This is a genomic window from Arthrobacter sp. BG5 (assembly GCF_056680155.1).
On the sequence record NZ_CM155268.1, the window covers coordinates 2,473,629 to 2,494,817 of the forward strand.

The 21,189-nt window shown below is 68.7% G+C and carries 21 protein-coding genes; 11 read left to right on the forward strand and 10 right to left on the reverse strand.

From position 1 onward, the window contains the following. Positions 1–6 precede the first annotated feature (6 nt). Genes AC1MBE_RS11510 through acsA form a run of 4 tightly spaced genes read right to left on the reverse strand, consistent with a single transcriptional unit; the run spans position 7 to position 5,300 of the window. Positions 7–1,413 (reverse strand): 2-oxo acid dehydrogenase subunit E2, encoded by a 1,407-nt coding sequence (locus AC1MBE_RS11510; RefSeq protein WP_479778355.1) that lies wholly within the window; start codon positions 1,411–1,413, stop codon positions 7–9. Further along, a complete protein-coding gene (locus AC1MBE_RS11515) occupies positions 1,406–2,386 on the reverse strand; it encodes an alpha-ketoacid dehydrogenase subunit beta (protein ID WP_479778357.1) in 981 nt (326 codons plus the stop codon). Before AC1MBE_RS11515 ends, AC1MBE_RS11510 begins: the two co-directional genes overlap by 8 nt. Then, on the reverse strand, positions 2,383–3,402 hold the full coding sequence (gene pdhA, locus AC1MBE_RS11520; RefSeq protein ID WP_479778359.1) for a pyruvate dehydrogenase (acetyl-transferring) E1 component subunit alpha: 1,020 nt from the start codon (positions 3,400–3,402) through the stop codon (positions 2,383–2,385). Before pdhA ends, AC1MBE_RS11515 begins: the two co-directional genes overlap by 4 nt. After that, positions 3,399–5,300, reverse strand: coding sequence for an acetate--CoA ligase (gene acsA, locus AC1MBE_RS11525; protein WP_479778361.1), 1,902 nt, complete (start codon positions 5,298–5,300; stop codon positions 3,399–3,401). The genes pdhA and acsA overlap by 4 nt, the downstream gene beginning before the upstream one ends. Positions 5,301–5,436: 136 nt before the next feature. Here acsA and pyrE point away from each other — a divergent pair, with 136 nt between their 5' ends. The 4 genes from pyrE (at position 5,437) to AC1MBE_RS11545 (ending at position 8,679) form a co-directional block, all read left to right on the forward strand. Beyond that, a complete protein-coding gene (gene pyrE, locus AC1MBE_RS11530) occupies positions 5,437–6,021 on the forward strand; it encodes an orotate phosphoribosyltransferase (protein WP_346958586.1) in 585 nt (194 codons plus the stop codon). Between the two features lie 106 nt (positions 6,022–6,127). Then, positions 6,128–6,895 carry a GAF and ANTAR domain-containing protein gene (locus AC1MBE_RS11535; RefSeq protein ID WP_479778363.1) on the forward strand — a complete coding sequence of 256 codons (768 nt, stop codon included), beginning with the start codon at positions 6,128–6,130 and terminating at the stop codon, positions 6,893–6,895. Between the two features lie 108 nt (positions 6,896–7,003). Next, positions 7,004–7,555, forward strand: a complete 552-nt coding sequence (locus AC1MBE_RS11540; protein ID WP_479778365.1) for a hypothetical protein — start codon at positions 7,004–7,006, stop codon at positions 7,553–7,555. 83 nt (positions 7,556–7,638) lie between these two features. Further along, the gene (locus AC1MBE_RS11545; protein ID WP_479778367.1) at positions 7,639–8,679 is read left to right on the forward strand and encodes a thioesterase domain-containing protein; all 1,041 of its coding nucleotides are present in this window, start codon (positions 7,639–7,641) and stop codon (positions 8,677–8,679) included. A 34-nt stretch (positions 8,680–8,713) separates the two neighbouring features. On the opposite strand, the gene AC1MBE_RS11550 is transcribed toward AC1MBE_RS11545, so the two are convergent. Next, positions 8,714–9,580 (reverse strand): HAD-IIA family hydrolase, encoded by an 867-nt coding sequence (locus tag AC1MBE_RS11550; RefSeq protein ID WP_479778369.1) that lies wholly within the window; start codon positions 9,578–9,580, stop codon positions 8,714–8,716. A 52-nt stretch (positions 9,581–9,632) separates the two neighbouring features. Here AC1MBE_RS11550 and AC1MBE_RS11555 point away from each other — a divergent pair, with 52 nt between their 5' ends. From AC1MBE_RS11555 to AC1MBE_RS11565, 3 genes are all read left to right on the forward strand, one after another. Further along, positions 9,633–10,319, forward strand: coding sequence for a TrmH family RNA methyltransferase (locus AC1MBE_RS11555; protein WP_479778371.1), 687 nt, complete (start codon positions 9,633–9,635; stop codon positions 10,317–10,319). Positions 10,320–10,496: 177 nt separating this feature from the next. Further along, a complete protein-coding gene (fbaA, locus tag AC1MBE_RS11560) occupies positions 10,497–11,516 on the forward strand; it encodes a class II fructose-bisphosphate aldolase (RefSeq protein WP_146335914.1) in 1,020 nt (339 codons plus the stop codon). A gap of 2 nt (positions 11,517–11,518) precedes the next feature. Then, positions 11,519–11,944 (forward strand): DUF3151 domain-containing protein, encoded by a 426-nt coding sequence (locus AC1MBE_RS11565; protein WP_479778373.1) that lies wholly within the window; start codon positions 11,519–11,521, stop codon positions 11,942–11,944. Positions 11,945–12,090: 146 nt separating this feature from the next. On the opposite strand, the gene AC1MBE_RS11570 is transcribed toward AC1MBE_RS11565, so the two are convergent. Then, entirely contained in the window at positions 12,091–12,723 is a 633-nt protein-coding gene (locus AC1MBE_RS11570; protein ID WP_479778375.1) for a uracil-DNA glycosylase family protein, read from the reverse strand. A gap of 220 nt (positions 12,724–12,943) precedes the next feature. Beyond that, the gene (locus AC1MBE_RS11575; protein ID WP_479778377.1) at positions 12,944–14,152 is read right to left on the reverse strand and encodes a cobalamin-independent methionine synthase II family protein; all 1,209 of its coding nucleotides are present in this window, start codon (positions 14,150–14,152) and stop codon (positions 12,944–12,946) included. Between the two features lie 381 nt (positions 14,153–14,533). On the opposite strand from AC1MBE_RS11575, the gene AC1MBE_RS11580 reads away from it, so the two are divergent. The 4 genes from AC1MBE_RS11580 to AC1MBE_RS11595 all read left to right on the forward strand — a co-directional run bounded on the left by AC1MBE_RS11580 (position 14,534) and on the right by AC1MBE_RS11595 (position 18,076). Beyond that, complete coding sequence (locus AC1MBE_RS11580; RefSeq protein WP_346958597.1) at positions 14,534–15,823, forward strand: adenylosuccinate synthase; 1,290 nt, start codon at positions 14,534–14,536, stop codon at positions 15,821–15,823. A 416-nt stretch (positions 15,824–16,239) separates the two neighbouring features. Continuing rightward, positions 16,240–16,746 carry a hypothetical protein gene (locus AC1MBE_RS11585; protein WP_479778379.1) on the forward strand — a complete coding sequence of 169 codons (507 nt, stop codon included), beginning with the start codon at positions 16,240–16,242 and terminating at the stop codon, positions 16,744–16,746. 89 nt (positions 16,747–16,835) lie between these two features. Then, complete coding sequence (locus tag AC1MBE_RS11590; protein WP_479778381.1) at positions 16,836–17,384, forward strand: RNA polymerase sigma factor; 549 nt, start codon at positions 16,836–16,838, stop codon at positions 17,382–17,384. Further along, positions 17,381–18,076 (forward strand): hypothetical protein, encoded by a 696-nt coding sequence (locus AC1MBE_RS11595; RefSeq protein ID WP_479778383.1) that lies wholly within the window; start codon positions 17,381–17,383, stop codon positions 18,074–18,076. Before AC1MBE_RS11590 ends, AC1MBE_RS11595 begins: the two co-directional genes overlap by 4 nt. A gap of 80 nt (positions 18,077–18,156) precedes the next feature. Here AC1MBE_RS11595 and AC1MBE_RS11600 read toward each other — a convergent pair whose 3' ends face one another. The 3 genes from AC1MBE_RS11600 to sfnG are packed head-to-tail and all read right to left on the reverse strand — an operon-like array spanning position 18,157 to position 21,187. Continuing rightward, the gene (locus tag AC1MBE_RS11600) at positions 18,157–18,651 is read right to left on the reverse strand and encodes a CoA-binding protein (protein ID WP_479778385.1); all 495 of its coding nucleotides are present in this window, start codon (positions 18,649–18,651) and stop codon (positions 18,157–18,159) included. After that, positions 18,651–19,994 (reverse strand): O-acetylhomoserine aminocarboxypropyltransferase/cysteine synthase family protein, encoded by a 1,344-nt coding sequence (locus AC1MBE_RS11605; protein WP_479778387.1) that lies wholly within the window; start codon positions 19,992–19,994, stop codon positions 18,651–18,653. Before AC1MBE_RS11605 ends, AC1MBE_RS11600 begins: the two co-directional genes overlap by 1 nt. Beyond that, the gene (gene sfnG / locus AC1MBE_RS11610) at positions 19,994–21,187 is read right to left on the reverse strand and encodes a dimethylsulfone monooxygenase SfnG (RefSeq protein ID WP_479778389.1); all 1,194 of its coding nucleotides are present in this window, start codon (positions 21,185–21,187) and stop codon (positions 19,994–19,996) included. The genes AC1MBE_RS11605 and sfnG overlap by 1 nt, the downstream gene beginning before the upstream one ends. Positions 21,188–21,189 lie beyond the last annotated feature (2 nt).

Consider the following 21,189-nt stretch of genomic DNA (forward strand, 5'->3'; position numbering starts at 1 on the left):
CCGTCTCTACAATTCGTCGGGTTTTTGCAGCAGCTCTTCGATCCGGGCGAGGAAGCGGCCGCCGCGCAGCCCGTCGCTGACCCGGTGGTCCGCGGACAGGGTGGCGACCGCGGCGGACCGAACACCCAGCATCCCGTTCTCCGCCCAGGGTTGCTCCAGCACGCGGCCGAAGCCCACCATCGCCACCTGCGGCGGATAGATCACCCCGTAGACACTGTCCACGCCGAGGTCCCCGAGGTTCGTCACGGTGATGGTGGGGTCCGCCATCTCGGCGCGCTGCAGCCGCCCGGCCCGTGCGCGGCCGACCAGGTCGCGCAGCTGCGCCATCAGCTCGTCGAGGGCCAGGGTGTCGGCGTCGTGGATCGCCGGCGCCACCAGGCCGCCCTGGCGCAGGGCCACCGCCACGCCCAGATGCACCGCGGCGCTGGGCCGGTACGCGCCGTCGACGTAGAAGCCGTTGACCTCCGGGACGTCCTTAGCCGCGAGCGCCGCGGCCTTGAGCAGCAGGGCGGAGGGGACCAGCCGGGATGCCACCGGCCGCTGCGCGTTGACGGCCTGCATCCAGCCGACGGCGGCGCGCAGGTCCAGGGTGGTGCTCAGGTAATAGTGCGGAATGGTCTGCTTGGAGCGCGACATCAGCGCGCCGATAGCCCGGCGCAGCGTGGCCACCCGGTCGCGCGCCGCCGACGGTTCCGCCGACGGTTCCGCCGCCGCCGGTTCCGCCGCCGCCGGGGCCTCAACCGCCGGCGCTGCCGCGGGAGGTACTCCTGGCGCTGCCGCGGCCGCCGCCACACTTTCCGGGGGACCGGCCGGCTGGCGGGCCGCGGAGCGCTGGACGTCCTCCACGGTCACGGCGCCCTCCGGCCCGGTGCCCGGAACGGCGGACAGCTCGACGCCGAGTTCGGCAGCGAGCCGCCGGGCCCGCGGCGAGGACCGCACCCGCCCGGCGGTCGGCGGCCGGGCTGCCACCGCGTGCTCCACATCGGCACGGGTGATGGCCCCGTCCTTGCCGGTGCCGTGGATCCGTCCGGTGTCGACGCCGAGCCGGTGCGCGAGGTGCCGGACCGGCGGCGCGATCGGCGGCGCTTCCGGGGGAGGGACGGCCTTCGCGGACTCCGGCGTCGCGGCCACGGGCCGGGCCGGCGGCGCCTCGTGGATCGGGGTCCCGACCTCGGCCGGGGTCTGCGTGATCCGGGCCAGCGGAGTCCCCACCGGCACGGTTTCACCGATGTCCACCAGGAGGTCGGCGACCACACCCTCCTGGAAGGACTCGACATCCATCACGGTCTTGTCCGTGTCCACCACGGCCACCAGGTCCCCGCGGCGGACGTAGTCGCCCGGTTTGACCAGCCATTCGACGATCTTGCCGTGCTCCATGTCGGCCCCGAGCGAAGGCATCAGGAAATCAGCCACGCGTCCCGACCGCCTCCCGCGCCGCCGCGACCACCCGTTCCACGGAGGGCAGCGCGGCGAGTTCAAGGTGCTTGGAGTAGGGGATCGGCACCTCCGCGCTGCAGACCCGGCCCACCGGCGCGTCCAGCTCGAAGAAGGCGTGTTCGCTGATCCGGGCGCTGATTTCGGCCGAGATGCTGCCGCTGCGCCAGCCCTCATCGACCACCACGGCGCGGTGCGTCCTGGCCACGGAGGCGAGGATCGCGGCGTCGTCGAGCGGGCGCAGGGTGCGCAGGTCCAGCACCTCGGCGTCGATGCCGTCGGCGGCGAGCTGCGCGGCGGCCTCGAGCGTGAGCGGAAGCGTCCCGCCGTAGGTGATGAGCGAGACGTCGGTGCCGGGGCGCCGGATGGCGGCACTGGTGATGTCCACCGCGCCGGCGTCGTCGGCTAGCTCGCCCGGGACGTTGTACAGCGAGCCGTGCTCGAAAATCAGCACCGGATCAGGGTCCTGAAGCGCGGTCCAGAGCATTCCGCGGGCATCTTCGAGGGTGGCGGGGGTGAGGATCCGCAGGCCGGGGATGTGCGCGTACCAGCCCTCCAGGCTGTGCGAGTGCTGGGCGCCGAGCTGGCGGCCGGCGCCGGTGGTCATCCGGATCACGAGCGGCACGTGGAACTGGCCGCCGGACATGTGCAGCAGGGACGCGGCGTTGTTCACGATCTGGTCCAGGGCCAGCAGGCTGAAGTTGACGGTCATGATCTCCACGATGGGACGCATCCCGCCCAGCGCGGAGCCGATGCCGGCGCCGACGAAGCCGGACTCGGACAGCGGGGTGTCGCGGATCCGCTCCGGACCGAACTCCTCCAGCAGGCCCAGGCTCACGGCGAAGGATCCGCCGTAGGCGCCCACATCCTCACCCATCAGGAACACCCGTTGGTCGCGTTGCAGCGCGTCGCGGATCCCGGCCCGGAGCGCCTCCCGGTAGCTGGATTTCATGATCCGGGCCCGTCCGGCCAGGCACCGGGCTCGCTGTACACGAAGCGCGTGAGGTCCTCGAGCGGCTCGGGCGTGCCGGCGTCCGCGAACTCGACGCCGGCCGTGACTTCCGCCTCGGCGTCGGACTGCAGCTGCTGCCATTGTTCCCCGGTGAGCTGGCCGGCGGACTCCATCGCCGAGCGCAGCAGCGCGATCGGATCCCGTTCCAGCCAGCGGGCCACCTCGGCCTTCTCCCGGTACCGCTCCGGGTCGAACATCGAGTGCGCCCGGAAACGGTAGGTGCGCAGTTCCAGGAAGTGCGGGCCGCCGCCGGCCCGGACCGCGTCGACCGCGCGGCGGGCGGTCTCCTCCACGGCCAGCACGTCCATCCCGTCCACGGCCCACGCGGCGATCTCGTACCCGGCGGCCTTCAGCGCGATGTCCGTCTGCGACTCGGAGCGGCCCAGCGCGGTGCCCATCGCGTAGAGGTTGTTTTCGCAGCAGAACAGCACCGGCAACTGCCAGAGGGCGGCCAGGTTGAGGCTTTCGTGGAACTCGCCTTCCGCGACGGCGCCCTCACCGAAAAAGCACACGGTGACGCGCGAACGCCCGGCCATCTTGTCCGCGAGCGCCAGCCCGACGGCGAGCGGCAGGCCCCCGGCGACGATCGCGTTCCCGCCGTAGAAGCGGGTGGCGGCGTCGAAGAGGTGCATGGAACCGCCGCGTCCCCGGCAGCAGCCCTCCACGCAGCCGTACATTTCGGCCAGGATCGACCCCGCGGACACACCGCGCAGCAGCGCGTGGCCGTGCTCCCGGTAGGTGGCGACGACGGCGTCCTCCGGCGACAGCGCCTCCAGCACCCCGGCCGCCACGGCCTCCTCGCCGATGTAGACGTGCAGGAAGCCGCGGATCTTGGCGGCGCTGTAGAGCTCGACACACTTCTCCTCGAACCGGCGCACGCGCAGCATCTGCAGCAGCAGGTGCCGGCCGTGCGCGGCATCCAGCGGGCCGGCGGGCGCCGCCAGGGGCCCGGTCACTTGCGGACCTCCGGTACCGTGCCGGCTGCGCGGCCCGTAGCCCCCGGCTGGCTGCCGGGCATTGCCCCGCCCGGCGGTGAGTCCGCCGCCTCGCCAGGCGGAGACTCGATGGTGGACGTGTCGCCCTCCGGCAGCCCCAGCTCGCGGGCCTTGAGCAGGCGGCGGAGGATCTTCCCGCTGCGCGTCTTCGGCAGTGCCGTGGTGAAGTCCAACAGCCGGGGCGCTACCGCGGGACCCAGCCGCTTGCGCGCGAAACCGATGATGTCCAGCTGCAGCTGCTCGGACGGCTCCCAGCCGGGGCGCAGCTCCACAAAGGCCTTGACCACCTCGCCGGCGACCGGGTCCGGGACGCCGATGACGCCGGCCTCGGCCACGGCCTCGTGCTCCATCAGCGAGCTCTCCACCTCAAACGGGCCGATCAGGTGCCCCGAGGACTTGATCACGTCGTCGCCGCGGCCGACGAACCAGTAATAGCCGTCGGCGTCGCGCTTGGCGAGGTCGCCGGTGAGGTACCAGCCGCCCACGAAACACCGCCGGTAGCGTTCCTCCTCGTGCAGGTAGCCGCGGAACATCGAGGGCCAGCCGGGCCGGAGCGCCAGCTCGCCCATGGCGTCCGGCTCGGTGACCAGCACCGCCCGCCCGTCCCGGACCACCGGTTTGTCCTGTTCGTCCCGGGCCACCAGTGCGGCTTCGATGCCGGGCAGCGGCCGGCCCATGGAGCCCGGACGGATCTCGGTGGCCGCGAAGTTCGAGATCATGATCCCGCCCGTTTCGGTCTGCCACCAGTTGTCATGCACCGGCTGGCCGAAGGCTTCCTTGCCCCACACCACCACCTCCGGGTTCAGCGGCTCGCCGACGCTGGCCACAAAGCGCAGGGCGGACAGGTCGTGCCCGGTGGCCCGCTCGGCCCCGGCCTTCATCAGCATCCGCAGCGCGGTGGGCGCGGTGTACCAGACGCTGACGTGCTGCTCGGCGAGGATCCGGTACCAACGGTCCGCGTCCATCTCCTCCTCGTCCACAATGCTCGTCACACCGTGGCTAAGCGGGGCGAGGACACCGTAGGACGTCCCGGTCACCCAGCCGGGATCGGCCGTGCACCAGTAGACATCATCCGGGTGCAGGTCCAGCGCGAAGGTGCCGGTTGCGTGGTGGGCGGTGACGGCGTCGTGCACGTGGATGGCGCCCTTCGGTGTGCCGGTGGTGCCGGACGTGAAATGCAGCAGGGCCATGTCCTCGGGCCCGGTCGCCGCGATCTCCCCGTCCGCGGGGGCTGCCCGCATCAGCCTTTCCAGGTCCAGGGTGCCCGGCTCCGGGTCGCCGCCGGCGTCGGTCAGCAGCACATGCCGCAGCTCCGGCAGCGAGCCGCGCAGCTGCGCCACCTTCCGCCGGTAGAGCGCCCGCGTGGTGACGAGCACCCGCCCGGAGCCCAGTTGCAGCCGCTGCCGCACGGGCTCGGGTCCGAAGGCCGAGAACAGCGGGCAGAACACACTCGCGTTCTTAAAGGTGCCGAGCATCGCGATGTAGAGGGAGGGGGCGCGGCCGCTGAGCGAGAAGACGCGCTCGCCGCGCCCGACGCCGAGGCTGCGCAGCACCGCGGCGAACCGGCTGCTTTGCTCGGCCAGCTGCCCGTAGGTGAGCGCGTGGCTGGTCCCGTCGGCGCGGATGAACCGCAGCGCCTCCCGGCCGCCGCGTCCGCCGGCCGCATGCCGGTCCGCGGCCTCGAAGGCGATGTTCAGGCCCCGGCCCCCGGGCAGTCCGGACAGTTCCCGGCGGGCGTCCTCCCAGGAGAAGGCCGCGCAGCTCGCGTCATAATCCAGCAGGTTGGGCCGGACCCGGAAGCTGCCCGGGTCCTTGGGGATCGCCGGCCAGCGGGTGGAAGGTTCGGTTCCTGCCGTCATGCTTACATCGGACGCCCGCCCTGCGCCGGCTGCCAGTGCCGTAAGTCCCATGCACGCGCCGGGCAGCGCGGCGCGGCCCCGACATCTGCGGTCCGGACTGGGATTCCGGCCGCGGCCAGCCACTAAACTGGGTCCCATGACTGCCACCAGTGACTTTGCAGCCGACGCTGCTGCCGCCCGTGCCCGCCTCCTGGAACTGATCAAGGAGCTGGCCGTCGTCCGCGGCAAGGTCATCCTCTCCAGCGGCGCCGAAGCCGACTACTACATCGACCTGCGCCGCATCACGCTGCACCACGAGGCCTCCAAGCTGGTCGGCCAGGTCATGCTGTCGCTGATGGACGACGCCGGGATCGACTTTGAGTGCGCCGGCGGACTGACCATGGGGGCGGACCCGGTGGGCACCGCCGTGATGCACGCCGCCGTCGACGCCGGCCGCCCGGTGGACGCCTTCGTGGTCCGCAAGGCGCAGAAGTCCTACGGCATGGGCCGCCAGGTCGAAGGCCCCTCAGTCGAGGGCCGCAAAGTCCTGGTCCTGGAGGACACCTCCACCACGGGCGGCTCCGCGCTCACCGCCGTCGAGGGGGTGCGCCGGGCCGGCGGCAACGTCGTCGCCGTCGCCGTGATTGTCGACCGGGACACCGGCGCCAAGGAAAAGATCGAAGCCGAAGCCGGCGTCCCCTACCTGTTCGCCTTCGGAAAAGATGAACTCGGCCTGAACTAGGCATTTCACCGGCGGCGGACACATGTGGACGGTGCTACAGGGGTGACTTATCCTTTTGACATACCCCCAGTCGGTACGTTCGTACCCGTAGTTGGAGAAACACGCTATGCTCCCGCCCCAGGAATCCCCTGCATCCGTCAGTACCGTCGACCAGGTCCAGAACCTCATCCTTGACAGCGCCGACTTCGAAGAGTTTCTCAACGAACTCGCGCGCTTCTCCGCGCACCAGGTGGCCGGCGAGGGCGATGACGCGCTCTGCGGCATCACCCTGCTGCGGGACCGGAAGGCTGCCACCATCGGCTGGAGCAGCGACTCGGCCAAGGAAGTCGACGAGATCCAGTACCGGCTGGCGCAGGGGCCGTGCCTGACGGCGGCGCAGGAGGAACGCGAGGTTTACGTCCCGGACCTGTTCGAGGAAGACCGCTGGGGACCGGACTACGCCACCGCCGTGGCGTCCCACGGGCTGCGCTCGGTGCTGTCCGTGCCGTTCCACCTCCAGGGCGAAGCCCAGGCAGCCCTGAACCTGTATTCAGACGCGCCGCACAAGTTCGACGGCGACGTCGCGGCGCGTGCGCGTGACTTCACCCGGCAAATCTCCCAGGCGCTGCGGATGGCCGTGCGCTTTTCGCTGCACACGGACAGCGCCACCAACCTGCGGGCCACGCTGGAATCGCGCACCGTCATCGACATGGCGATCGGGATTGTGATGGCCCAGAACCGCTGCAGCCAGGAATCCGCGGTACGGATCCTCACTGACGCGTCAAGCAACGGCAACGTCAAGCTGCGCGACATCGCCACCTCGCTGGTGGAGTCCGTCGGCGGCTCCGCCACCCGCACCCACTTCCAGGAGCCCGGGCGCCAGGCCACCGGATAACGGGCCGGCAAATAAACCGCAAAAATAGGGGACTTGTGCCCTTCCCATCGTGCAGTTAGGCTGAATGAGGTTGAGCCGTCGGCCATAGACACTTTCTTTGGAGTACCTATGGACCACTCTCTTAACGCCCAGGTTAAGCTCGATGTCGCCTCAGATGTCATCCGGATTGATGTCCGGGGGAGCCTCAGCCAAACTTCCCGCCCGGCCCTGATCCAGCTGATCCAGCGGATCCGCCGCATGGGCATCAGCTCCCATATCCGAGTGGACCTCGGCCACGCCGAATTCGTCGAATCAGCGGCCCTGGCGGGCCTCCGCAACGACCTGAACGCCATTGACGGCCGGTTCAGCCAACTGGACGTGGCCGGCGCCCCGACCGTCGCGGCCGGGGTATCGCTGGAACTGCAGATGTTCGGTGATGACTTCGGCAAGGTGTTCCAGTCGCTGGACCTCTCCGGGGACTTCACCGCCTCGATTAACCCGTCCGGAACCCGGACCCTGGCCCGCTACTCCGACGACGAACTGCTGGCTGCCAGCGACTGCGTCTTCGGCAAGCTCGACGACCCGGCCACCGGTGCGCCCTCGGAACTGCTGGCCCGGTACGAGGACATCAGCCTGGAACTCACCCGGCGCGAAGCCGGGCGCGAGCCCGAACCCGCCTGAGTCCGGGCCTCCGTTCCGCGACGCCGGAGCGGGGATCGATCCTGCGTTTTCTGCCGCAGCTACGCAGTGGCTACGGTAGAGGTGTGCCGGATGAGACCGAAGCGAACAGCGGGCGCGGACCCCGGAACGAGGAGGCCCGCGTGCTCCGGCACGCCGCGGAACTTGAGCGGTTCTCGCGGCGGAACTTCCTCATCGGGACCGGCGCTGCCTCCGTCCTGGCCGCGGATATGCTGTTCACCCGCCGGGTACAGGCCGAGCGGCGCGTCAACAAGGTCCTGATGGTGCCCGACGACGTCGCGGAGCTGTATTTCCCCCACGCCGCCTGGTTCCTCTTCCCCGGGTACAAGACCAGCTGGGAAGAAGCGCAGTGGATCCTGAACTCGCTGCGCGGCGCGCTGACCAAGCGGGGCCAGCTGACCGCCGTCGGATATTCCAACGTTGGCATGGACATCGACAAGATCGTGATCGCGGTCATCGAACACATCCGCGCCCACCAGCTGAACACCGTCTACTTCTACGGCCACAGCTTCGGTGGCATGGTGGCGGTGCAGGTCGCCGCCCGGCTCCTGGAGCTGCACGGCGTCCAGGTGGCGTTCATCCTGCTGGACTCCAGCCCGGCCAGCCGGTACGACGTGCTGGACCAGAGCTGGTTCGACGGGGTGGTGTTCCTCTACGAGAGCGGATTCCGGTTCCCCACCGTGCTGCGCGGCGGCTATGAACTCGGCGAGCGGGTACTCAACAAGCACGAACGCAGCTGGGGTCAGATCCTGGACCAGACCATGGAGCAGCTCTCGCCGATCGCCCCGTCCAGTGTGCTGATCCAGACGGAATCGGCCTACATCTACCACTTCGACCTGAACCGGTTCGTCGGCCGGCTGGGGGACGCGAAGATGGCGTTCATCGGCAACCCCGGGGACCAGACCGTCAGTTACGAGACGGCCCGGGACACCTGGATGCTGCGGTTCAAGGCGAACATGGTCTCGGATTCGCTGCAAACCGACGGTGCACGGCCGGCCCACGCCAGCCCGCAGTGGAACCCCTTCGTCTACCGGCCGCTCATCGAAGAACTCCAGGACGAGTTCCTGCCGCTCGCCTCCGGCGGGGGCAAAAAGACCGCGGTCTAGCTGGATCAGGCCCCGGCCGGCGCCCGGCATTCGGTCAGATCTGGTTCTTCAGGTCCGCGACCGAGTTCAGGATCTGGTTGGGCCGGAACGGGTAGGCCGCGATGTCGTCCTTGTGGGTGATGCCGCTGAGCACCAGCACCGTGTGCAGCCCCGCCTCCATGCCGGCGATGATGTCGGTGTCCATCCGGTCGCCGATCATGGCGGTGGTCTCCGAATGGGCGTCAATCTGGTTCATCGCGGAGCGGAACATCATCGGGTTCGGCTTGCCCACAATGTAGGGTTCGCGCCCGGTCGCCTTGGTGATCAGCGCCGCGATCGCACCGGTGGCGGGCATCGGGCCGTCCTTGGAGGGGCCGGTGGCGTCCGGGTTGGTCGCGATGAAGCGCGCGCCGCCCAGGATCAGGCGGATGGCCATGGTGATGGCCTCGAAGGAGTAGGTCCGGGTCTCGCCGAGCACCACAAAGTCCGGGTCCTGGTCGGTGAGGATGAAGCCCGCCTCGTGCAGCGCCGTCGTCAGCCCGGCCTCGCCGATGGTGTAGGCGCGGTTGCCGGATTCGGAGCCGCGCACCTGGTCCTTGAGGAACTGGGCCGTCGCGAGGGCCGAGGTCCAGATGTTCTCCTCCGGGATTTCCAGGCCGGAGCTTTTCAGCCTGGCGGCAAGGTCGCGGGGAGTGAAGATCGAATTGTTGGTCAGGACCAGGAACCGCTTGGACGTATCCACCCATCGCTGGATGAGTTCGGAGGCGCCCGGGATCGGCTGGTTTTCGTGGACCAGCACGCCGTCCATGTCGGTCAGCCAGCACTCGATTTCCTGGCCGCTGCGGTACACCGAGGACGTGGACCGCGTCTCGTCCGGGTCCGAACGCCGGTCTGTCCCGAGGTCTTCGTGCTGATCCGCCATGGTGCCCTCCGCCGATAGTGTGCCGCAACAGGACCCAGTCTACTGTTGAGTCGTGATTGAACCCGAGACACCCAGCGAACACCCCGCCGGCGCCCCGGCCGCTCCGGACGGTGAGGCGGAGCCCAAGGCGGAGGTGGGCGTCGGGCCCTGGCAGGGTCAGTGGCCGGAGGGCGAACACTGGGACCCGGACCTGCTGGCGGACGGTGACCGCCGCAACGTGGTGGACAAGTACCGGTACTGGAAGCACGAGGCGATTGTGGCGGAGCTGGACTCGCGTCGCCACAACTTCCACATCGCCATCGAAAACTGGCAGCACGACATGAACATCGGCACCGTCGTCCGCACCGCCAACGCGTTCCTGGCCAAGGAAGTCCACATCATCGGACGACGCCGGTGGAACCGCCGCGGGGCCATGGTCACCGACCGCTACCAGCACGTCCGCCACCACGCCACCGTGGACGAATTTGTCGCCTGGGCGCAGGCGGAGGGGCTGGCCGTGATCGGGATCGACATCTTCCCCGATTCCGTCCCGCTGGAAACCTACGAGCTGCCCCGGGACTGTGTGCTGGTGTTCGGCCAGGAGGGGCCGGGCCTGACGCCGGAGGTCCACGAGGCCGCCGTGGCGACGCTCTCGATCGAGCAGTTCGGGTCCACGCGCTCCATCAACGCTGCCTCCGCGGCCGCGATCGCGATGCACGCCTGGATCCGCCGGCACGTCTTCAACCAACTGCCGGGGTAACCGCCCCTTCCCCCCGCGCGGAGTGCCATCTCGGCGGGAGCGGCGGGGCGAGTGTTACACCCCCGGCGTGACCGGAAACACTGCCGTGGCGCAGGAATGACTAGGATGGTTCGTAGCCGACGAGGTTCACTCCAGGGTCAACCCAGCCCGCAGACGAAATTCACTTTAGGAGTCAGCATGCCCATTGCAACCCCAGAGATCTACTCCGAGATGATCGACCGCGCAAAGACGGGCGGCTTCGCATTCCCGGCCGTCAACGTCACCTCCTCCCAGACCCTGAACGCCGCCCTGCGCGGCTTCGCCGAGGCCGAGTCCGACGGCATCGTCCAGGTCTCCACCGGCGGCGCCGCCTACTGGTCCGGTGCCTCCACCAAGGACATGGTGGCCGGCTCGCTGGGCTTCGCCGCGTTCGCCCGCGAGGTCGCCAAGAACTACGGCGTCAACATCGCCCTGCACACGGACCACTGCCCCAAGGACAAGCTGGACGGCTTCGTCCTGCCGCTGCTCGCCGCCTCCGAGGCCGAGGTCAAGGCTGGCCGTAACCCGCTCTTCAACTCGCACATGTGGGACGGCTCGGCCGAAACCCTGCAGGAGAACCTCCGGATCGCCCGGGAGCTGCTGGAGCGCACCGCCGCGGCCAAGATGATCCTCGAGGTGGAGATCGGCACCGTCGGCGGCGAGGAAGACGGCGTCGAGAACGCCATTAACGACAAGCTCTACACCACGGTCGAGGACGCCCTCGCCACCATCGACGCCCTCGGCTCCGGCGAGAACGGCCGCTACATCACGGCCCTGACCTTCGGCAACGTGCACGGTGTGTACAAGCCCGGCGGCGTCAAGCTGCGCCCGGAGATCCTCAAGGACATCCAGGAGCAGGTCGGCGCGAAGATCGGCAAGACCAGCCCGTTCGACCTCGTCTTCCACGGCGGCTCCGGCTCCTCCGAGCAGGAAATCGCGGACGCGGTCTCCTACGGCGTGATCAAGATGAACATCGACACCGACACCCAGTACGCCTACACCCGCCCGGTCGCCGACCACATGTTCCGCAACTACGACGGCGTCCTGAAGGTCGACGGCGAAGTCGGCAACAAGAAGCTGTACGACCCCCGCGTCTGGGGCGCGTCCGCCGAAGCCGGCCTGGCTGCCCGCGTGGTGGAGGCAGCCCAGCAGCTCGGCTCTACCGGCAAGACGTTCTAGCCGTGTCGGACGAGTTCCGCCGGAACCTGATGGGCCCCGAGCCCACGCTGCTGCCTGCCGAGACCGAGGTCAACGCGGGGCTGGACGCGGGCCAGGAGGCGCTGGACCTGGTGGAGAAGCACCCGACGTCCTCGCTGCTTTGGGCCGTGCTGGCCGAGGAAGCGTGGAAGGAAGGCCGGACCATCGATTCCTACGCCTACGCCCGGGTCGGCTACCACCGCGGCTTGGACTCGCTGCGCCGCAACGGCTGGCGCGGCGCCGGCCCGATCCCGTGGGAGCACGAACCCAACCGCGGCTTCCTGCGCGCCCTGTACTCTCTGGGCCGCGCCTCCGCGGCGATCGGCGAGGCCGAGGAGCCGGAGCGGATTGAGAAGTTCCTGAAGGACTCCGACCCCACCGCCAGGGCGGCCATCGAAGCCCAGGGCTGACAGGCCCACAGCTACAAGCAACGCGGGGTCACTTACGGCCCATTCCACCATTGTGGATGGGCTGTAAGTGACCCCGCGTTGCGGGTTAAACGACGACGGCGGGCGCCCACCATTCGGTGGGCGCCCGCCGTCGTTAAGCGGAAGGGTCAGCTGGCCTTGGCCAGCCCGGTGCGGGCCATGGCGTCGGCGTAGGCGACGCGCATTTCCTCGAGGTATTGCTCCTGGCGGGCCGGGGTACCGGCGAAGGCGCGGCCGCTGAGCGAGCGGACCTTGTACGTCTTCAGGCCGCGGCGCCAGATCATCGGCACCTCGGTCTTGAGCAGCAGGTTGGCCAGGCGGTTGGCCTCGGTGCCGTGCGCCACGATCACGGAGGCGCGCGGCACCAGGGCGAGGAACTTCAGCAGCGGCTTGAGGCCCGCCGAGATCTGGTCCGGCGTGAACTTGCCGTTCGGCTCGCCGTCCACGTGCCACGGGTGGACGTTCCACGGCATAACAAATTCCGGGCGCAGGCCCAGTTTCCACTGGATGCCGAGCATGCGGGTGGCGGCTTCCTCGTCGCCGGCGGTGATGAAGCCGGACGGATCGGCGGTGCCGATGTTGGAGTAGAGGCTGACGATGCGGCACTCGTCAATGTCGTGGGCGGGATCCACGTAGGGGACCGTGGTGCCAGCTTTGGCGGTCTGCAGTGTGTCGCACAGTTCGTTGACCGGCGCGACGTTAGCTTCGTAACGGCGGCTCAGGAGCTGTTCGCGGAAATTTTCAGTGGCCAGGGCTGTCATGTATTGCTGGGTCTCCTGCGGGATTGGTAAAGCTGCCAGACCGATCGCAGGCACGCCAAAGGAAGGGCGCGCGGAGGCCGGTGTGGTTTGAAATGTGGTGTGGACCGATTCCTGTTCGGTCTTTACCAGTCTATCAAGCCCCGCGAAATGTCCGGCGAGTCGTCCGGGCAGCCGGCAACTGCCAGCTGCCCGGACCGCTTACCGCCGTCTGCCCGGACGACTACCAGAGCCGCTTGCTGGCCCGGCGCGCACCCTCGCCGAGGGCGTCGAGCTTGGCGAAAGCGATCTGCGGGTGGACGCGGCCGCCGAGGCCGCAGTCCGTGGAGGCAATTACGTTTTCGCGGCCCACCAGTTCCGCGAAGCGCACGATCCGGTCGGCCACGAGGTCGGGGTGCTCCACGACGTTGGTGGCGTGCGAAACAACGCCCGGGATAATCGACTTGCCCTCGGGAAGCTTGGTGTCCTCCCAGACCCGCCATTCGTGTTCGTGCCGGACGTTGGCCGCCTCGAAGGAGTATGCGCCGGCGTTGACCTGCAGGACGGAGCCGATGATGTCCGCGAAGGGGATGTCCGTGGTGTGCGGTCCGTGCCACGAGCCCCAGCAGACGTGCAGCCGGATCTTGTCCTGCGGGAGGTCGCGCAACGCCCAGTTGGTGGCCTCGACGCGCAGCTGGATGAACTTCAGGTAGTCCTCGAGGCTCGGCTCGGGGTTGATCTGGTCCCAGCTCTCGGCCAGGGAGGGATCGTCGAGCTGGACTGTCAGGCCGGCGTCGATGATGGCTTTGTATTCCTCGCGCATCGCGTCGGCGCAGGCGAAGAGGAGTTCCTCATCGCTCTTGTAGTAGTCGTTGGCGACACGGGCGCAGGATCCGGGGGAGAGGGACGCGACGAAGCCCTCGGTGAGGCCGGCCGCGGCCAGGCCAGTCTTGAGGTTGGTGACGTCTGACGCCACCAGCTCCTGCCCGGTGTAGGTCAGCGGGCCCGCGATCTTTGGCTGCGTGACGGCCTTGCGGTGGGCCAGAATCCCCGAAGACGGGTCGTTGTAGGCGTCGTTGAAGGCCTGCCGGTCGCGGCGGTCCGGGAACGAGGTCAGGACGATGTGGCCGGGGCTGGAGCGGTGCACCGCGGCGTCGGCCCAGCGGTCCACGTCTGTCGGTTCCAGGCCGCCGAGCCGGGCGAACGAATAGTTCCACCAGGCGCCGTAGTCGACCGAGCTGGCCATGGCGTGGCCGTACTCGCCGTCGTTGGGGATGTCGATGCCCAGGTCCTTCTGGCGCTGGACGACGTCCACCACCGAGGTTTCCAGCAGGTCCAGGAACTCGGGGGTAATGCCGTCGGCTTCCTTCGCCTCGTTGGCGGCGATGAGCTCGGGGGTGCGGGGCAACGACCCGGCGTGGGTGACGCGGATGTGGTCGGTGTTCTGGGACATGGTGCGGTTCCTTTCCATCGGTCCTGGCGGTAGCACCGTGGCCGGCCGCGGCCGCACAATGGCGGGCCGCGTACGGCGGGGTTGCTGCGGCGTCAACGGTCCAGGTCCCTCGGCCGCTCGGGATGGTCACTCCCACTTAATTCCACGCCGCGCCCGCACCGCAAGTTGTGCCCACTATGTGTCGCGGCCCTCCATGCTGGGAGCCGAAAACGGTGCCGGCCACCGTTTTCGGCTAATCTTGGGTGGTAAGAGCCCCGGACTCTGGCGTTGATGGTAAGAGCACAGCGGTAGATTCGGGGCATTCTCATGAACGGCGCTGAGCTGCGCTGACCACCCGGTCATTCACGTGCAGTTCGGCCCGAACGAATGGGGGAGGATCCCATGCCAGCAATCGTGATCGTCGGAGCCCAATGGGGCGACGAAGGCAAAGGTAAGGCCACCGACCTGCTCGGCGGCCGCGTCGACTACGTCGTCAAGCCCAACGGCGGCAACAACGCCGGGCACACCGTCGTCGTGGGCGGTGAGAAGTATGAGCTGAAGCTCCTTCCGGCCGGCATCCTGAGCCCGAATGCAGTGCCGGTGATCGGCAACGGTTGCGTGGTGAACCTTGAAGCCCTGTTCCAGGAGATCGACGGCCTGGAAGCGCGCGGCGCGGACACCTCCAAGCTGCGCGTCTCCGCCAACGCCCACCTGGTGGCGCCGTACCACCAGGTGCTGGACAAGGTCACCGAACGGTTCCTCGGCAGCCGCGCGATCGGCACCACCGGCCGCGGCATCGGCCCGGCCTACATGGACAAGGTGGCCCGCCTCGGGATCCGCGTGCAGGACGTCTTCGACGCCTCCATCCTGCGGCAGAAGGTCGAAGGCTCGCTGCGGCAGAAGAACGAGCTGCTGGTCAAGGTCTACAACCGACGGGACATCGAGGTTGACGAGATCGTGGACTACTTCCTGTCCTTCGCCGAACGCCTGCGCCCGCTGGTCATTGACAGCACCTTCGTGCTGAACAAGGCGCTGGACGAGGGCAAGGTGGTGCTCATGGAGGGCGGCCAGGCCACGTTCCTGGACGTCGACCACGGCACCTACCCGTTCGTGACGTCCTCGAACCCCACTGCGGGCGGCGCCTCCGTCGGTTCGGGCATCGGCCCCACCCGGATCTCCCGCTCCATCGGCATCATCAAGGCCTACACCACGCGCGTGGGCGCAGGTCCCTTCCCCACGGAACTGTTCGATGAGATGGGCGTGTACCTGCAGAAGACAGGCGGCGAGTTCGGCGTCAACACCGGCCGGCCGCGCCGCTGCGGCTGGTACGACGCCGTGCTGGCGCGCCACGCCTCGCGCGTGAACGGCTTCACCGACTACTTCGTCACCAAGCTGGACGTGCTCACTGGCATTGAGCAGATCCCGGTGTGTGTGGCCTACGACGTCGACGGCGTGCGGCACGACGAGATGCCGATGACCCAGACCGAGTTCCACCACGCCAAGCCGATCTTCGAGTACTTCGAGGGCTGGACCGAGGACATCACCGGCGCCCGCACCCTGGACGACCTGCCGGAGAACGCCCGGAACTACGTGCTGGCCCTGGAGAAGCTCTCCGGCACGCGGTTCTCCGCGATCGGCGTCGGTCCGGACCGCGACCAGACGATCGTGGTCAACGACCTGATCAACGACTAATACCGGCCAACTGACGTCCGACGGCGGCGGGTCACCTGACAAAGGTGGCCCGCCGCCGTCGTCGTTAAGGGCCGTCGCTAGGGGCCATTGCGAGGTACCGGAGACGGGTCCCCGCCGCGGCCCTCGAAAGGAAACCAAAAAAGTTTCGGCCGGTGCGTAACTTTTCGGGGTGCCCCGGCGATTACTCCTTTGTAAGCGCCGCCCGAAGCCCTGGTCCCCCCATCAGGTACGGACGGCCTTGTAGCGAACGATCCGCCCGGCGCCTGCCCCATTAGGCGCTGCGGACTTCGACCGAGAGATCCGACGGGCGCCTGCCCCATCAGGCGCCGACAGGACTTCGACCGTAAGTGCCGGCCGGTGCCTGCCCCCATCAGGCGCCGGCCAGCCTTCAAACAACCAAAGGATGTACGTTTTACATGAAGAGTGTTAGCAAGACCACCAAGATTGCTGTCGGCGCCGCGATTCTCGCGGTCGGAGGTTTCTCCGGAATCGGCCTGGCCAACGCGGCCCAGACGTCCAGCACCCAGCAGGCTGAAGTGAACCACGCTACGCCCGCCACCCCCGCCGTTCCGGCTGTTCCGGCCACCGCGGAGCTGCCCTCCGCTCCGGCCACCCCGGCCGTCCCGGCTGTTCCGGCCACCCCGGACGTTGAGGACTCCGCCAAGGCCGACGCCGACGCCGACGTTGAGGTCGAGGGCACCGAGGATACCGAAGGCGCCGCTGAGGGCACCGTGTCCGCTGACCAGGACGGCGCCGCCGTCGAGGGTGCCGCCAACGCCAAGGGCGCTGCCGAAGCCAAGGCCCACGCCGGCGTGACCGTTGCCACCCCGGCTGTCCCCGCCGCCAAGGACGCTCCGGCCACCCCGGCCGTCCCGGCCGTACCTGCCGACCCGTCGGTAGAGCTGCCCAAGCTCGACAAGTAGGCAATAAGCGCCTCTCTTCGGAGGCGACGGGGTGCGGCCGCTAAACTATCGGGGGCCGCACCCCCAGCAGTAATCGGAAGGAACGCTTCTTGGCAGAGCAGCTGAGCGATGACGATCTGTCAGCAGCTTTGGCTGGCGACCCGTCAGGTTTCAGCGCCGTCTACACCGTGATGTCCCCGGCGGTGCTCGGCTACTTCCGGGCCAAGGGCGTTGACGACGCAGAGGCGCTCACCCAGGACGTCTTCGTGGACGTGTTGCCGAAACTGGCGAACGTCACCGGCGGCTGCGCCGGATTGCGGACTTTCATTTTTTCGGTCGCCCACGCCCGGCTGGTCGACCACCACCGCCGCGCCGAACGTACACCGCAGCTGGCCGAATACGACCCGCTGAACGACGCCCGGTCTGCCGCCTCCGCCGAGGACGAAGCGCTCGGTTCGCTGGGCGGCCTGTCCCACACACTCTCCCGGCTCAACGACGAGCAACGGGAAGTCCTGGTCCTGCGGATCGTCGCAGACTTATCCATCGATCAGGTGGCCGGCATCATGGGCAAAACCCCGGGTGCCGTCAAACAGCTTCAGCGGCGCGGGCTCAGTGCCCTGCGCGAACTCGTAACCGAAAAGGACCACGCAGCATCATGACCGGCACGCGCAACCCCCAGCAGGATGGCAGCATCCAGGCGATGCTCCGTGACTCCGGCCTCGAAGCTGCCGGCGAACTGCGCAGCACCCTTGAGCAGCTGCGGGCCCTCGTCCCGGAGCAGGCGCCTGAGCCCCGGGCGGACCTTGCGGCGCTGCTCGCCGGCGGGTCGGCGGGCAGGGACCTGTCCGCCGGTGTCAGCAGCCTGGCCGACCGCAGCCGGGTCCGCAAACGCCGGATGGCCCTCGTCGGCGGCGCCGTCGTCGGTGCCATGAGCCTGGGCGCCGGCGCGGTCGCGGCCTCCAGCCACGACTTCCGCGAAAACGTGGGTCACACCCTGGGCGTCATTTTCCAGCCCGCAGCCCCTGCCCGGACGCAGGCTCCCGCGCGCCCCGCACCGACGGACCTCCCGGCCGTGCCGGCAGCCCCGGTTCCCGTCCCGGCCGGCACCTCCCCGGCCGCCGCGGCCACCGCTGCGCCGTCGGCTGCCCGCCGCACCCCGGGCCCGCAGCAGCCCGGCGCGGCGGTGACCCCGCCCGCCGTCGGACGCGGGGGAGTGCTTCCGACGCCGACCCGGCGCCCCGTGACGCCCGGACTGCCCGGCCACAACGGCCGTAACCTGGCCCCCAACCCGCAGCCGGTGGCCCCGACGCTGCCTGGCCTCCCCACGGCCGTCCCGACCATCAAGCCTTAACCGAAACTAGCCCGTAGTTGTCGTCATTTCGGACCTTCAAAACGACGACAACCGCGAGCTAGTCGGACGGGGATGGAGGGCTAGGCCAGGACCTGCCGCTTCGAGGAGATGACCCCGGTGTCGAAGCCGGCCAGGTGCAGTCCGCCGTGGAAGCGGGCGTGCTCGATCTTCACGCAGCGATCCATTACGACGTCGAGCCCGGCCGCCTCGGCCTCCTTCGCCACGTCCTCGTGCCACGAGCCCAGCTGCAGCCAGAGCGTCTTGGCGCCCGCGGCGATGGCCTCGTCCAGCACGCCCGGCAGGTCGTCGTGCTTGCGGAACACATCCACGATGTCCGGGCTCTCCGGCAGGTCAGCGAGGGACGCGTAGGTCGGTTCGCCCAGGATCTCCTTCACCACCGGGTTCACGAAATAGACCTTGTAGCGGGTGGAGGACTGCAGGTAGGTCGCCACGAAGTAGCTCGCCCGGGAGGGTTTGTCCGAGGCGCCCACAATCGCGATCGATTTCGCCTGGCGCAGCAGGGCCAGCCGCTCCGGCGCGGACGGCCCGGTCCAGGTCCGGTCTTCAACAGTCATCAGTTCGCTCCGATCGTGCAGGCTTCAGTCTCTTCCGCGGGTACATCGTCGGCCGTCGCGGCTGACGCCGCGTCCAGGGCCTGGTCCAGGTCCCAGAGGATGTCCTCAAGGTCTTCCAGTCCGATCGAGATCCGGACCAGGTCCTCCGGGACGCCGGCGGATTCGAGCTGCGCCGGGCTGAGCTGCTGGTGGGTCGTGGAGCCGGGGTGGATCACCAGGGTCCGCGAGTCGCCCACGTTGGCCAGGTGCGAGGCCAGCTGCAGGGACTCGATGAACTTCTGCCCCGCGGCGCGGCCGCCCTTGACGCCGAAGGAGAACACCGAGCCGGGGCCCAGCGGCAGGTATTTCCGGGCCCGTTCGAAGTGCGGGTGCGAGGGCAGGCCGGAGTAGTTCACGTAGGCCACGCGCTCGTCGGCTTCAAGCCACTCGGCCACGGCCTGGGCGTTCCTCAGGTGCTCGTCGAGCCGCTGCGGCAGCGTCTCCACGCCCTGCAGCAGCTGGAACGCCGACTGCGGGGAGAGCGCAGGCCCGATGTCACGCAGCTGCTCGCAGCGCAGTTTCGTCAGGAAACCGTACTCGCCGAAGTTCCCCCACCAGGAGACGTTGCCGTACGAGGCGACCGGCTCGGTCATGGTCGGGAACTTGCCGTTGCCCCAGTCGAAGCGGCCGCTTTCGACAATCACGCCGCCCAGCGTGGTCCCGTGGCCGCCAAGGAACTTGGTGGCGGAATGGATGACGATATCCGCTCCGTGTTCGATCGGCCGCACCAGGTACGGGGTGCTCAAGGTGGCGTCAACGACCAGCGGGATGCCGGCGTCGCGCGCCACCTTCGCCAGCCCCTCAAGGTCCTGGACCTCCGACGACGGGTTGGCCACCACCTCGACGAAGATCGCCTTGGTGTTGTCCCGGACCGCGGCGGCGTAGTCCGCCGGATCGGTCCCGGCCACGAACGTGGTGTCCACACCGAAGCGGCGCAGCGTGACGTCCAGCTGAGTGACCGTGCCGCCGTAAAGCTGGGAGGCGGCGACGATGTGGTCCCCGGACTGGGTGAGCGCGGCGAAGGTGATGAACTCCGCGGCCATGCCCGAGGACGTGGCCACCGCGCCGATGCCACCTTCAAGGGAGGCGATGCGCTCCTCGAAGGCCGCGACCGTGGGGTTGCCGATCCGGGAGTAGATGTTGCCGTACTTCTGCAGCGCGAAGAGGTTGGCGGCGTCCTGGGTGTCCTTGAACACGAAGGAGGTGGTCTGGTAGATCGGCACGGCCCGGGCGCCGTGCTCGGCGTCGGGGGTGCCGCCGGCGTGCAGGGCGCGGGTGCGGAAACCGAAGGTGCGGTCGGCCATTACGCAGCCACCCCCACGTTGGCCACGGGGGTGGCGGAGAGATCAAGTTCGGTGCCGTGCTTGCGGGCTAGGTCCGCCTCGAGCTCGCGCACAATCGGCAGGATGTCCGCACCGAACGCAGCGACTTCCTCCTGGAAGTGCAGGTAGCCGGTGAGGAACAGGTTCACGCCGATCTTCTTGTACTCCACGATCCGCTCGGCGATCTGCTCCGGCGTGCCGATCAGCTGGGTCTTGAACCCGTCGTTGTACTGGACCAGGTCCTCGAAGCTCGAGTCGGCCCACATGCCCTTGCCGTCCTTCGTGGACGCCCCGGCCTCCTGGACCGCGGCGCGGAAGCCCTCGACGGCGGGCTTGTGCGCCTTCTCGACGATCTCGCACAGGGTGTCACGGGCTTCCTTCTCGGAATCCCGGGCGATCACGAAGCCGTTCAGGCCAAACCTGGGGGCCGGGAGGGTTCCCTGGGTGCCGCGCCCGGTGTCACCGGCAGCGGCGACGACGCCGGCGATGTTCTCCTTGAACCCCTCCAGGTCCTTGCCATTGGAGAAGTACCAGTCCGCCACCCGGCCGGCCGTAGCCTGCGCCGCGGTGGAGTTGCCGCCGAAGAAAATCTCCGGGTGCGCCCGTCCGGGCACGTCCACGGGCGCCGGCTGCAGGGTGAAGTCGGTGATGTTGTAGTACTTCCCGGACTGGCTGTAGCCCTGCTCGGTCCACAGCCCGCGCAACACCCGGATGAACTCCTCGGTCCGGACATAGCGCTCGTCGTGCTCGAGCCACTCGAGGCCGAAGTTTTCGAACTCCGCCTTGAGCCAGCCGGAGACGATGTTCACGGCGGCGCGGCCGTTGGAGATGTGGTCCGCGGTGATGATGAACTTCGCCAGCACGCCGGGGTGCCACATGCCCGGGTGCACGGCGGAGATGACCTTGAGCCGCTCGGTGGCCGCCAGCAGGGCCAGGCTGAACGAGGTGGCCTCGTGCTGCTTGTCCGCACCGTAGGACGCGGCGTAACGGGTCTGGGTCAGGGCGTATTCGAAGCCGGAGTTTTCCGCGATCCGGGCGAGCTTCTTGTTGTACTCGAAGTCCCAGCCGGTGCGCTGCTCGATGGTGGAGACCACCAGGCCGCCGGAGACGTTGGGGACCCAGTAGGCGAACTTGAGGGGTTCGGAAAGACGGGCGACGCTGCTGATGTCAGTCATGG

Excerpts from the sequence above, each read along its gene's own strand:
- acsA (WP_479778361.1), bottom strand. The coding sequence starts at position 5,300 with ATGACGGCAGGAACCGAACCTTCCACCCGCTGGCCGGCGATCCCCAAG.
- AC1MBE_RS11600 (WP_479778385.1), bottom strand. The coding sequence starts at position 18,651 with ATGACTGTTGAAGACCGGACCTGGACCGGGCCGTCCGCGCCGGAGCGG.
- AC1MBE_RS11575 (WP_479778377.1), bottom strand. The coding sequence starts at position 14,152 with ATGTCCCAGAACACCGACCACATCCGCGTCACCCACGCCGGGTCGTTG.
- AC1MBE_RS11515 (WP_479778357.1), bottom strand. The coding sequence starts at position 2,386 with ATGAAATCCAGCTACCGGGAGGCGCTCCGGGCCGGGATCCGCGACGCG.
- AC1MBE_RS11540 (WP_479778365.1), top strand. The coding sequence starts at position 7,004 with ATGGACCACTCTCTTAACGCCCAGGTTAAGCTCGATGTCGCCTCAGAT.
- AC1MBE_RS11550 (WP_479778369.1), bottom strand. The coding sequence starts at position 9,580 with ATGGCGGATCAGCACGAAGACCTCGGGACAGACCGGCGTTCGGACCCG.
- AC1MBE_RS11535 (WP_479778363.1), top strand. The coding sequence starts at position 6,128 with ATGCTCCCGCCCCAGGAATCCCCTGCATCCGTCAGTACCGTCGACCAG.
- AC1MBE_RS11595 (WP_479778383.1), top strand. The coding sequence starts at position 17,381 with ATGACCGGCACGCGCAACCCCCAGCAGGATGGCAGCATCCAGGCGATG.
- AC1MBE_RS11580 (WP_346958597.1), top strand. The coding sequence starts at position 14,534 with ATGCCAGCAATCGTGATCGTCGGAGCCCAATGGGGCGACGAAGGCAAA.
- AC1MBE_RS11605 (WP_479778387.1), bottom strand. The coding sequence starts at position 19,994 with ATGGCCGACCGCACCTTCGGTTTCCGCACCCGCGCCCTGCACGCCGGC.
- sfnG (WP_479778389.1), bottom strand. The coding sequence starts at position 21,187 with ATGACTGACATCAGCAGCGTCGCCCGTCTTTCCGAACCCCTCAAGTTC.
- fbaA (WP_146335914.1), top strand. The coding sequence starts at position 10,497 with ATGCCCATTGCAACCCCAGAGATCTACTCCGAGATGATCGACCGCGCA.
- AC1MBE_RS11570 (WP_479778375.1), bottom strand. The coding sequence starts at position 12,723 with ATGACAGCCCTGGCCACTGAAAATTTCCGCGAACAGCTCCTGAGCCGC.
- AC1MBE_RS11585 (WP_479778379.1), top strand. The coding sequence starts at position 16,240 with ATGAAGAGTGTTAGCAAGACCACCAAGATTGCTGTCGGCGCCGCGATT.
- pyrE (WP_346958586.1), top strand. The coding sequence starts at position 5,437 with ATGACTGCCACCAGTGACTTTGCAGCCGACGCTGCTGCCGCCCGTGCC.